The sequence below is a fragment of the Glaciecola sp. SC05 genome (assembly GCF_041380235.1).
Lineage (GTDB): Bacteria > Pseudomonadota > Gammaproteobacteria > Enterobacterales > Alteromonadaceae > Glaciecola.
Genome location: NZ_JBGIYY010000011.1, coordinates 156,669 through 168,079, shown reverse-complemented (window position 1 = coordinate 168,079; position 11,411 = coordinate 156,669). Strand labels below are relative to the sequence as shown.

At 44.8% G+C, this 11,411-nt stretch carries 10 protein-coding genes; 2 read left to right on the top strand and 8 right to left on the bottom strand.

Features of this window, described 5'->3' with window-relative positions:
* Positions 1–116: 116 nt before the first annotated feature.
* The 8 genes from AB9H30_RS11820 to AB9H30_RS11785 form a co-directional block, all read right to left on the bottom strand.
* A complete protein-coding gene (locus AB9H30_RS11820; RefSeq protein WP_371194874.1) occupies positions 117–560 on the bottom strand; it encodes a hypothetical protein in 444 nt (147 codons plus the stop codon).
* Between the two features lie 131 nt (positions 561–691).
* Positions 692–1,552, bottom strand: coding sequence for an enoyl-CoA hydratase/isomerase family protein (locus AB9H30_RS11815; RefSeq protein WP_371194873.1), 861 nt, complete (start codon positions 1,550–1,552; stop codon positions 692–694).
* A 144-nt stretch (positions 1,553–1,696) separates the two neighbouring features.
* On the bottom strand, positions 1,697–3,691 hold the full coding sequence (locus AB9H30_RS11810) for a hypothetical protein (RefSeq protein ID WP_371194872.1): 1,995 nt from the start codon (positions 3,689–3,691) through the stop codon (positions 1,697–1,699).
* A gap of 167 nt (positions 3,692–3,858) precedes the next feature.
* Entirely contained in the window at positions 3,859–5,217 is a 1,359-nt protein-coding gene (locus AB9H30_RS11805; protein ID WP_371194871.1) for an NAD(P)/FAD-dependent oxidoreductase, read from the bottom strand.
* A complete protein-coding gene (locus AB9H30_RS11800) occupies positions 5,217–5,879 on the bottom strand; it encodes a GNAT family N-acetyltransferase (protein ID WP_371194870.1) in 663 nt (220 codons plus the stop codon). The genes AB9H30_RS11805 and AB9H30_RS11800 overlap by 1 nt, the downstream gene beginning before the upstream one ends.
* 378 nt (positions 5,880–6,257) lie before the next feature.
* Entirely contained in the window at positions 6,258–6,629 is a 372-nt protein-coding gene (locus AB9H30_RS11795) for a DUF2750 domain-containing protein (protein WP_371194869.1), read from the bottom strand.
* Between the two features lie 3 nt (positions 6,630–6,632).
* Positions 6,633–7,445 carry a serine O-acetyltransferase gene (gene cysE / locus AB9H30_RS11790; RefSeq protein WP_371194868.1) on the bottom strand — a complete coding sequence of 271 codons (813 nt, stop codon included), beginning with the start codon at positions 7,443–7,445 and terminating at the stop codon, positions 6,633–6,635.
* 1 nt (position 7,446) lies between these two features.
* Entirely contained in the window at positions 7,447–7,767 is a 321-nt protein-coding gene (locus AB9H30_RS11785; protein ID WP_371194867.1) for a hypothetical protein, read from the bottom strand.
* Positions 7,768–7,980: 213 nt separating this feature from the next.
* On the opposite strand from AB9H30_RS11785, the gene uvrD reads away from it, so the two are divergent.
* Together uvrD and AB9H30_RS11775 are read left to right on the top strand one after the other, a co-directional pair.
* Positions 7,981–10,152 (top strand): DNA helicase II, encoded by a 2,172-nt coding sequence (gene uvrD / locus AB9H30_RS11780; RefSeq protein ID WP_371194866.1) that lies wholly within the window; start codon positions 7,981–7,983, stop codon positions 10,150–10,152.
* 132 nt (positions 10,153–10,284) lie between these two features.
* The gene (locus AB9H30_RS11775) at positions 10,285–11,367 is read left to right on the top strand and encodes an efflux RND transporter periplasmic adaptor subunit (protein ID WP_371194865.1); all 1,083 of its coding nucleotides are present in this window, start codon (positions 10,285–10,287) and stop codon (positions 11,365–11,367) included.
* The last annotated feature ends 44 nt before the right edge of the window (positions 11,368–11,411 follow it).

Sequence of the window (11,411 nt, the reverse complement as noted above, 5' to 3'; positions counted from 1 at the left end):
CGATTGATCTGATCACCAGATGCCATGAATGTTCAATCTATTATGGAACTATTTTGCAACTCGAAATTTCGTGGGGATACGTCAGACACTGACCCCCTTTTCCCTTTTCCTTGAACCTAAAACCCGATGGTTACTGATTTATAAATAAGTGTAATAACTGATGCACAAAGTGGTAGCGCAAAGGCAAATACATAAACCCTTCCCACCCATTTTGACAGCGAAGAAAGTTGATATTCGTTTTTCTTGAGCTCTCCAATCAGTGTTACAAACTTCCTACCTCGCAACAAATAGAAACCAAACATAACCATGAGAGTAAACATCAGGCCATAAAGAGCAGCTACTAGTTCATACTCAGAAAGCGTCTTATCAAAAACTGCTAAGTAATGAATATCATAACCCAAAGCACTATAGAAAAAGAGAACATTTAAATACAACACCACGGCAGTTGTGCCAGCAGTAAATGCCCATGCATACAAGCCAAATGAGTCGGTGGCAAACCAAACTTTTTCTTTACAAACTACATAAAAATAACAAAAAACGGCGTCAAGTAAGCGAGTCATTGTTGGAGATTCCTGTATAGAGGCACTAGATTGGCAATTTTTATAGCTTTCCCTTGTGATTTTGCACCTTGATGTGCAGCACTTGGTCGGTAATATTTAGTAAACTTGGATTAAGTTACACTGACCCCCTTTTACAAAAAATGTCTCCAAAGCGGTCTCAGTGCCCAAAGCGATAAGAAGACTAGAGCTGGCATACGCTTATTTTTACTCCACAAAAATTTGTGTTGCCCCTTAAGGAATTTTGCCCCTAAAAAGCAATCTGCGAGCTCAATAGACTCTCTTGCATTGGCGGCTTGGAGTTCAGGCAATTGACTGTTGCCCATGTATGTTCTTGCTCGCTCATCTGCGACCCATTGTTCGGCAATTTTTTGTGCTTCTTGTTGCAGTTTATCTTTAGGTACTACCCATTGAACGAGTCCTGCTGCCAGCGCTTCTTCTGCTGTTGGTCTCCAACCTTCTGGGCCCAGCATACGTTGTGCATTTTCTTCGCCCATTAGCCTCGCAAATTGAATGCTCGAGCAGCCCTCTGGCGTAATGCCTAAAGCGGCAAAAGGCGTAGAGTATGTCGAGGTATCTGAAGCAATAATGGCGTCACATAGGGTGGCTGACGTAACACTTGCGCCTATGGCTGGTCCATTCGTGGCAATCAGTATGGGTTTAGGGAAGCTTAAAAATCGCTCAAACAAAATTTCATTGTGCTCAACAATCAGTTTATGCAGTTTTTTAGGTGCCATCAGCTTTAAGGTACCGCCAAGGTTAACCCCAGCAGAATAATATTCACCCACGCCGGTAAAAATCACCACTTTGCTTGACGCATCTTCACGCGCCTTGTCAAAAGCATTCGCAAAAGCCTCCATCATTGGTGATGTCCAGCCGTTTAACTTCTTGGGCTTGTTCATAGTGATGGTTACTACAGCATTTTTAAAATAACTATTAATATAACTTGAATCGTTTTCACTAAGATTAAGATAGTTCAAAGCTGAACACTCCATATAGAAAAGCTTAAATAGTATTCTAGAACATAACAGATAAAACCAATTCAGATTTAAATTAAAGGGGCCTTAAATCGGGCCCCATTATCAAAATTATGTCGTGCGACAACTAGATTTAATATTAAGGTAGGTCGGCTAAACCTTTCATTTTGGATTTAATGGAAGAGCACTATTTAGACGAAACTGACCAATTAAAGCAGGCATAGTAAATTCACAGTTTTGAGTAAAGTTAACAGCGAAACGAGTTATTGTTCCTCCCATATCCCTTTCCAATTCTAATATTTCAAACATACCACTGCTTTGGTTGCATCCACGACCAGAACCAAAAAAACTTAACCCCGGTAAAGTCGGGGATTGAAACGGATATCGGGTCGCATCGTTATATACTCCGACGCCAATAACATCATCTCGTGGCGCAGCTAAGTCTAAATTCCAGTTATCATTACCATTAAAGCTCGCTCCAATATAGTTTTGAACGTCGTCAAACGCTTGAATCAGGAACTCACCATCCAGGGCCGTATACAACTGCTGCTGACCTTGTCCAATAAAATCTCCTTGCGGGCTATCGAAACTTAAAAATGTAGCATCCGTAGATAAATATCGTATTTCTTGTGTCTTTGTAACTTTGTAGCCTTCTTGATTTGAAATTGTGACTTGTACAACAAGGTTATCGGTTGTGTCACCCCCAAGTGTGAATTCTGTTCGCCCCTGATCAGGTGAATTAAAACTAATTCCCGTGTTGCTTAATTCGCTCCACTCAAAGCTTAGCTCTCCTGCAATATTGCTGGTGGAGCTGGTAGCATCTAACCATGGTGTGTCACCTGCCCGGTACAAAAGAGACTGCGCTTGAATAATCGGAATAATGTCGGTACTTGTTTGTATTTGCGCTCCAAAATAAGAATAAGTACTTTGATTAGTGCTTGTTATCGTCAAGTTTGGGAGATTATAAGTTATCCCAGCTTGTAGCGAATCCTGAGGAGTTATAGTAACGAGAGCGCCATCAATAGAAATAAGTGCTGGAATACCCGTACGCGGAAAACTATTAGGTTCAAATTCTAGACGGCCAAAGTTAAGCTCGGCCATACTAACCGGCCTAGAAAACATCCAACTGATACTGTCGCTCAGACCAAAACTATCAATACTAGACGCGCTGATGTTGCCAACGAACGCAAAATTATCTGATCTGAAATCGTAGATAAACTGGGGAATCTGTCCGTTAAAGGCCATCATGGCACCTTCGATTGCATCCAACCAAGGACGTGAAATAACCGTTGAGTTAGATTCAATATCAAATAGTGAGGAATCTTCCACAAAGTTTGCCTTAATGGTAAAACGATCAGTTTCAGATGCAGAAATTATGAGCTCACCATCATTAGGGTATTCATTAAAGAATCCAGAAAACGGGGTAATTTGCTGAAAACTATAGGTCCCATCAAAAGCCTCGTCTCTAATGCTGCCGCTCGCACTTAGGGTATACTTTGCGTCGGTAAATTGCTCTGTTTTTGATATCTCGAAATCATTTAAGGTGAGGAGCAATTGACTATTTGCAGTAACGCGCAATGGATTATTCGAAGCCAGTGTTAGCTCCGTCCCAGTCTGATTTACATCATAGTGAACATGAATATCACCTGATAATCCAATATCATTACCTATGGATAATTCACTCGCATCTAAAATAATTTCATATCCGTTGCTCGAATCTAAGCTATTCACTGTGTAAACAATCGATCCATCAGTAATTTCCTGAAGAGCGTCTATATAGCACTCTCGGTAAGTCGTGATTAAAGTATCGCCAGTCGACAAGCGTTGGTTATCGTCATTGTCTGTCAGTGTATGAGTAAATAATCCACCATTGCTGCACGAAGATTCTGTTCCAAACCGATAGCTTGAAGTGTAAAAAATAGTGTTTTGACTGACATAACCAATTTGCAACATGCTATCAATTGAGGATAGCGTCCCTATGCTAGCATTTGGGGCATAATCAATTAGTAGATTCTGCACTGGGGGTGGGGGTGGAGGTGGGGGTGGGGGTAAATCAATACCAGAGCTGCCGCTTCCGCCACCACCACAGGCACTAAGAAGTAAAGAAGAAGCGAATAAAGCAACGAAGAATTTTAAGATGTGTCTTCTACTACGCATGTTTAGATGTCCTTATTCAAACAAAAAAATGATCAAAATGAGCTTGTAAGTGTCAGAACTTTATATAGAAAATCGTAAATATTCAATAGATAGAGCACACTGTTAATGACAAACTATTTATACTGTAAACTTCGAGTAACAATTATTTATGGAAACGTGTCGCCAACTCAACGATTTTGCTTTGTTATTGTATTTTTTATACCTTCCCAAGCATAAAAAGCGCGCAGCGCAGGTCGTCTCAGCGCTGCTAGAGGAAACCTTTGCAAGGGTGTTTTCCAATAGGGTAAATCTGGCAGCGTATTGGGCTCAACCAACAGCTGCGCGAGGCGTTTGCCGGCCTGAATCGAAAATGCAAGACCTGCTCCACAGTACCCTGCGCTATAGAGCATATTTTCTGACTTATCATGGAAGATACGCGGAGAGTCATCCAGCGATACGCTCACCCAACCACTCCAAAAGTGACTAATATCAATATCGCTTAGCTGCGGGAAGGTGGCAAAAAGCCCTTGTTTGAGGGCGTTTAAATATTTTTTATTGTCGGCATCTTTACCATATACTGCGCCGCGTCCGCCGAACAGCAGGCGATTATCGGGTAGTACACGATAGTAATATTTCAGAGCGCGAGTATCCATTACCATCAACCCAGCTTTCATAGAGATGCGCATCAGCTGCTCTTGATTGAGTGGCTCAGTCACGATAATGCTCGAGACCACCGGAAAAGTCCGGTCTGTGAGGACCGGGTGCAGACGTCGCTGACCATAAGCATTGGTCGCGACAATCAAGGTCTTCGCTTCAATGCTGCCCAATTCGGTGCGCACAATATGTTTGCTCTGTTTACGCTCGCAACTTATTACAGGGCTTGCGCCGAAGATGCTAGCACCCGCTTGCTCAACGCGTTTTGCCAATCCCTGACAAAATAACCATGGGTTAATCCCAATCGCATTTGGGTAATAAATTCCGCCATAAGCTGGCGTACCCGACAGGTATTCAGCCGCAATGTCTGCTTTTGTAAGCGCTATTATTGAATCGCCATAGTCATCCGATAAGGCCCTAGCCTGATCATGCAGTGATGAGACTAAACTGGGTTTGTGTGCTAGCTTTAAATAGCCACCGGCTGTGTCATCACATTCAATGCCATCGGCAATAAAGCCTTTCACCGTTGCTATCGATCTAAGATATTCAGCGTAGATATTTTGGCTAGTTTTTTTGTTCCAGCGTTTTGTCATTTGCTGCACGCTAAGCCTGCCAGTACCCGGTAACACAAAACCGCCATTGCGACCGCTACAGCCCCAGCCGGGTTGATTCGCTTCTACTACTGTGCACGATACATTGTATTTTTGACTCAGTTCCAAGGCGCACGACAATCCCGTATAACCGGCTCCAATGATCACTACGTCGCTTTGCTCGTGCCCTTGCAATTGGCGGTAATTCAACGGGCTACGTTTATTTGATGCATCAGACGCCCAATAGCTATTTGGAAGCGTTTGATCTGCAGGAGGAATAGGGTCTTTTATAGGGTCGTACATTAGGCCTGAGTTGACTCAAAGTGGATGATCATTTCGGCAGCCACGCAATAACAAATATTTTCACACACGGGGCATTCATAGCCATCTTCGATAGTATGGATTTGCCATTTATTCGGGTGTTTTTTGACTAATTCGCCGCCGCTCGCGGTAAAATATTCAAACGCTGAGTTCTGTGGGCTTTGCATCCAAATATGCGCGACACCCGCCAAGGCATTTTGCTGTTTGGCGCTCTCAATAGATTTTTGCAACAAACTTGAGCCCACACCTTTGCCGCGCATCGCGCTGTCTACCGTGTTGCACTTAAAGTAACACACTTGATCTTGTGGGTGACCCCACTGCTCTGGCGTACACCACTGATCGTGAGACCAATTTTGGCTTGCAATCGTGAGTCTAAAACCCACTAAATAACCATCGGGCGTTTGCTTGCTTGCCGAGCGTTTTGCTGGTGCTACCTCAGAATCTTGCTCAATCTCTTTATTTGATAGTGCTTCAGGCTCAGTTAGCACCGCAACCCAACTGGCATTTACATTGTTTGACCAACTGCGCTGATAGAGATCTTCCATTTGAGTCATATCGAGATAATTGTCGCCATGCACTTCATTGCCTAAGGCAATAATGGCATCAAAATGATGCGGGGCTAATTGAACGTATTTTAGGGTCATAGGGCGGTCATGCGGAATAAGAGATTCCAAAGAGTGGCAGTGAATAAAATCATAAACACATTCGAGAGGCGAGTAAAGCCATCTGACTCTTAGGATAATACAAGCTGAGAATAATAGAAGGCGACCAAGAGTGACAACTAGTTTCGTTTAATTTGTTTCCATGTGCCGCCATATTGATAAGCAGCACGTGATTTCGCCTTTGATTGACAGTCACTACAGTAAAACAACCATGGTTCTTGCTGCGCTAAACGTACCCGATATAAAATAGAGCTCGCTGTTGAGCAAGCGTCACAGCTTTTTTGCTCTCGCTCTCTGCTTATCTTTCCCATTGTTTAACAACACTGTCTGGTATAAAGAACGCCTGCAAGTTACTTGGGCTTAGCGACGTAAGTCTTCATCAAACATGTCGGGGTCTAATACCAATCCAGCTTCATCGGGGTTAGGGCTGGCAACGATAAACAAATCGTCACTTTGCAACCCTGGGGTCCAGCGCGCTAACCAATCGCTCAACGAAATTGCCTGCGCTTTGCAATCTGCCCATTCCCCGGTTGCCCAGTATTCAGCCAGCCCTTGCTCAGGCCATACGGGCACGCAATCTTCATCTTCGGTATTGAGCATCACGCTGCCATGTTCGTCAGTTAATATCCATAGCTGTTGATTTGCTTTGGCCTGCTCGAGTAAATAGGAGTAGCGCTTATCTGCTGGCATTTGCATGAGCTGCTGCAATTTTTGTTGCGTTTCTAATGACAAAATTTATCCCTCTTTATCGGAGTCTGCTAGCACATTCTGCTGCATAGAATCGCAGGGCATATCGCAGTTAGGCTTACCCACCACTTTTGCCGGCACACCCACAACCGTCATGCACGGCGGCACATTGCTCAGCACCACGCTCCCCGCACCTACTTTCGAACCTCTACCCACTTCAATATTGCCAAGGATTTTAGCCCCCGAGCCAATCATCACACCCTCGCGAATTTTGGGGTGGCGGTCTCCCGACTCGCTACCGGTTCCGCCAAGCGTTACTTCTTGCAGTATCGAAACATTGTCCTCGACCACCGCGGTTTCACCAATAACAATACCCGTAGCATGGTCAAACATAACGCCTTTGCCGATTGTTGCAGCTGGGTGAATATCCACCGAAAACACTTCGGAATTACGACTTTGCATAAACAGCGCGAGTTCTCTGCGGCCGTTTTGCCACATATGGTGTGCCAGACGATGTACTTGTAGCGCTTGAAAGCCTTTGAAATGAATCAAAACCGGTAAGTAAGAAGACACCGCTGGGTCGCGCTGAACGATAGCCTGGGCATCAGCGACTGCAGCATCTACGATACTGGGGTTGAGCATGTAGGCCTCATCAAACATTTCACGAACAGCAATGGCTGGCATCACGTCATCGCTCACTTTGTTCGATAAAATAAAACTCAATGAGGTTTCAAAATTATGGTGATTTAATACACAAGCATGCAAATAGCTAGATAGCATCGGCTCTTTTTCAGCGACTAACTTTGCTTCATGTTTCAGAGCTAACCAAAAGGCTTCGCTGTCGATAATGGTATATGGCAAGTTATTGTCCTGCGGTTTTTGTGATCACAAAGGTAAGCGGATTTTTAGCGCTCAACTTACTGCCTGAAATAGTCACACTGTCGCTACGAATAGCGTTTTGCACTTCTTGATTGACTTTATACATGAATACTATGCGCGCTATCACAACCACCGCAGCAATCGGGATAAGTACATTGCCGAGGGCTTCATAAGCAACAAGCGCAGGTACAAAAGTAATCGCCATAAGTGCCAGGAGCACCACTAACAGCACATACATCGAATATGGGCGGAATATCACTACGACCTTTTCGTTAGTTTCTGTGCGTTGATAGAATAAATCCATTGCTGACCTATAACATTTATTAATTATGCAGATTGATGGCTATGCGCCAATGTGAACGTAAATAAAAACTGTATAAATAACCAGCCTTATGATAAAAACTTCGTTCAGTTTGTTACACTATGCGGATAATACATAATTTAACAAGCTAGCGCCTTAGCAAAGCGGCGCGTATTTGCAGATTTTTACTCAAAATATTACCCAAAGGTTTACTTAATGGATGTATCTCGACTACTGGACGAGCTAAACGATAAGCAACGCGAAGCGGTAGCTGCCCCTAATGCTAACATGCTGGTGCTTGCTGGCGCAGGCAGCGGGAAAACCCGCGTATTAGTCCACCGCATAGTATGGATGATGGAAGTCGAAGCCATTACGCCGTTTAGTATTTTGGCCGTAACCTTTACCAATAAAGCTGCCCGAGAAATGCGTGGACGTGTGGAGCATTTAGTCAAAGCGCCGATGAACGCCATGTGGATAGGTACCTTCCACGGTTTGGCTCATCGCCTGCTTCGCCTGCATTACGAAGAAGCAAGACTGCCGCAAAATTTTAGTATTTTAGATTCAGACGATCAATATCGCCTAATAAAGCGCTTGCTAAAAGCCATGAATTTAGACGAAAAACATTGGCCAGCAAAGCAAATCCAGTGGTTTATTAACGGCAACAAAGACGAAGGGCTGCGCGCTGCGCACGTTGAAACTCATAACGACCCGACTCAGCAAAAGATGAAGGATATCTGCGTCGCCTATGAGCAAACCTGCAAGCGTTCAGGTTTGGTGGATTTTGCCGAGCTTTTATTATTAGCCTATGAGATTTTACGCGACAATGAGCCTTTACGACGCCACTATCAAAATCGTTTTAGAGCGGTATTGGTCGACGAGTTTCAAGACACCAACAATATTCAATACGCTTGGCTAAAACTCTTGAAAGGCCCTGAAAACAGCATGATGATTGTAGGCGATGATGATCAGTCGATATACGGCTGGCGCGGCGCCAATGTAGAAAATATCTCACATTTTCTGAAAGACTTTCCATCCAGTATTACTATCCGCTTAGAGCAAAACTACCGCTCTACCAGCAACATTCTTAAAGCGGCAAACGCGGTGATTGCTAACAATCAGGGGCGCTTAGGCAAAGACCTATGGACCGAAGGTTCAGAAGGTAAAAAAATTGCCCTGTATTCAGGTTTTAACGAAATGGATGAAGCCCGCTTTATCGTTTCGCGTATCAAACAATTTTTTGACGATGGTGCGGCCCTAAAAGACTGCGCGATCTTGTATCGCAATAACGCCCAATCGCGGGTGCTTGAAGAGGCCTTGCTACATGAAGGCTTAGCTTATCGTATTTATGGTGGTTTACGATTTTTCGAACGCCAAGAAATTAAAGATTCTCTTGCCTACATGCGCTTGGTGAACAACGCTATTGACGATGCCGCCTTTGAGCGGGTCGTAAACACACCCACTCGCGGCATGGGAGAAAAGTCCTTGAGCAATATTCGCAGCTACGCCAGAGAGCATAATCTTGCTATGTGGGATGCAAGTCAGGCCATGCTGTCGGCCAAGCTTTTATCAGGAAGAGCCGCCAATTCCCTGCAGAGCTTTATCGACATGATTAAAGGCCTTGCTGAACAAGTCGCGCCCTTAGAGCTTGAGAAAAAAGCCGATGCGATTATCAAAGGCTCTGGTTTGTATGCGATGTATCAAGCCGAAAAAGGCGAAAAGGCCCAAGCTAGGGTTGAAAACTTGCAAGAGTTAGTGACCGCATGTAAACAGTTTGAGCCGCCAGAAGATGCGGAAGAAATGACGCCTATGGCAGCCTTTTTAGCCCATGCCTCACTTGAAGCTGGCGAAGCACAAGCCGATGCTAATCAAGATGCGGTACAAATGATGACCATTCATTCTGCTAAAGGCTTGGAGTTTCCTTTAGTGGTGTTAGCCGGTGTCGAAGAGGGCATGTTCCCAAGCAACATGAGCAACGATGAGCCCGGTAGACTCGAGGAAGAGCGGCGTTTAGCATACGTGGGCATGACCCGCGCCATGCAGCAGTTGGTCATTACCTATGCCGAAACTCGTCGGGTTTACGGACAGGACAAATACCACACCGCATCTCGCTTTATTCGCGAAATCCCCAGCGAATACATAGAAGAAATCCGTTTGCGCTCGCAGGTGAGTCAGCCTGTGCACAATCGCTTTAGCGCCGCGACCTCCCACGAAGCTTTTGTCGACAGCGGTTTTACTCTAGGGCAACGTGTTTTACATAAGAAATTTGGCGAGGGTACCGTGCTCAATTATGAAGGCTCTGGCGATCATGCCCGCGTGCAGGTGAACTTTGATGAATTTGGCAGTAAGTGGTTAGTGCTAGCGTACGCAAAGCTGCAAAAAGTGGGCTAGTATGAAACTTGCGTAATAAAGGCATTTTTTATAATCGAAAGCATAGCGTTGGCAGTATTTAGCTTATCTACTGAGTCTACTGCGTTATCGCAATTGACGTCCTAATCAGTATCTCACAAGAAAGGAATTTAAATGGTTCAGTTCAAACGCTGGATGATAACAATCGTGTCGTTGTTGTGCATTATCGGCATATTGGGGTTTATTAAATACAACCAAGTGATGGCTGGTATTGCTTTTGGCGCGTCTTTTCCTGAGCCAAGCGAAACCGTTCAAACAATCAGCGTCACGCCCTCTGTATGGCGACCCAGCCTACGGGTGATAGGCGAAGTTAAAGCACAGCGCTCGGTAGAGCTACGCAATGAGTTTGAAGGTATCATCACCAAAGTCGCATTTGCCTCAGGGGGCAAAGTTAGCCAAGGCGACTTGCTTGTGCAGCTAGATATCGCACCGGAGCTTGCGCAACTTGAAGCAATCAACGCTGAAATCGCCCTCGCAAAACTCGACGTAAAACGTGCCAGCGACCTTCTTGAAGTCAGAGCATCCTCGCGTGAGCAGCTTGACCGCGCGAACTCGCAGTTAATGATCAATCAAGCAAGAGCAAGAGCCTTACAGGCGAATATTGATCGCAAAACCATACGCGCTCCTTTTACTGGAATTGCCAGCATACATGATTGGGAAGTAGGTACTTACATTGCCGCAAACTCAGTAATTACAACAATAGTGGGGGATTTATCGAAAGTGTGGGTCGATTTTTCGATCCCGCAATGGCAAGCCGACATCACCATCGGTAGCGAAGTCAAGATCAGCTCTCCCGAACTTAAAAATGGCTTGATACCGGCTAAGATAAGCGCAGTAAACCAGCAAATTGCCAGCGCCTCTCGCAGCGTAATGGTGCGCGCAGAGTTAGATAACACTGAACAAAGGTTTAAACCCGGCAGCGTAGTAAGTGTGTTATTCCCTATTGAGCAAGCTCAAACCGTATATGCCGTGCCTAATGAAGCACTGCGTTTTGATAGCTTCGGCAGCTTTGTGTTTAAGTTAGTAAAAGACGATAAAGGGGATTACCGCGCGACACGCCAGCCTGTTAGTTTTGCCGCAAGAGAAGATAAAATGGCACTGCTCACCAGCGGCGTAACATCTACAGATGTTATCGCGACTATTGGCTCTGCTAAGCTATCTGAAGGTTTGCTTGTGTACGCAGCGCAGGAACAATAATATGAGCGCACCCAATACTAATAGTGACGCCGGGGCTCCCTCTA

Coding starts and splice junctions, on each gene's coding strand:
- AB9H30_RS11800 (WP_371194870.1), bottom strand. CDS start 5,879: ATGACCCTAAAATACGTTCAATTAGCCCCGCATCATTTTGATGCCATT.
- AB9H30_RS11810 (WP_371194872.1), bottom strand. CDS start 3,691: ATGCGTAGTAGAAGACACATCTTAAAATTCTTCGTTGCTTTATTCGCT.
- uvrD (WP_371194866.1), top strand. CDS start 7,981: ATGGATGTATCTCGACTACTGGACGAGCTAAACGATAAGCAACGCGAA.
- AB9H30_RS11805 (WP_371194871.1), bottom strand. CDS start 5,217: ATGTACGACCCTATAAAAGACCCTATTCCTCCTGCAGATCAAACGCTT.
- AB9H30_RS11785 (WP_371194867.1), bottom strand. CDS start 7,767: ATGGATTTATTCTATCAACGCACAGAAACTAACGAAAAGGTCGTAGTG.
- AB9H30_RS11820 (WP_371194874.1), bottom strand. CDS start 560: ATGACTCGCTTACTTGACGCCGTTTTTTGTTATTTTTATGTAGTTTGT.
- AB9H30_RS11775 (WP_371194865.1), top strand. CDS start 10,285: ATGGTTCAGTTCAAACGCTGGATGATAACAATCGTGTCGTTGTTGTGC.
- AB9H30_RS11815 (WP_371194873.1), bottom strand. CDS start 1,552: ATGGAGTGTTCAGCTTTGAACTATCTTAATCTTAGTGAAAACGATTCA.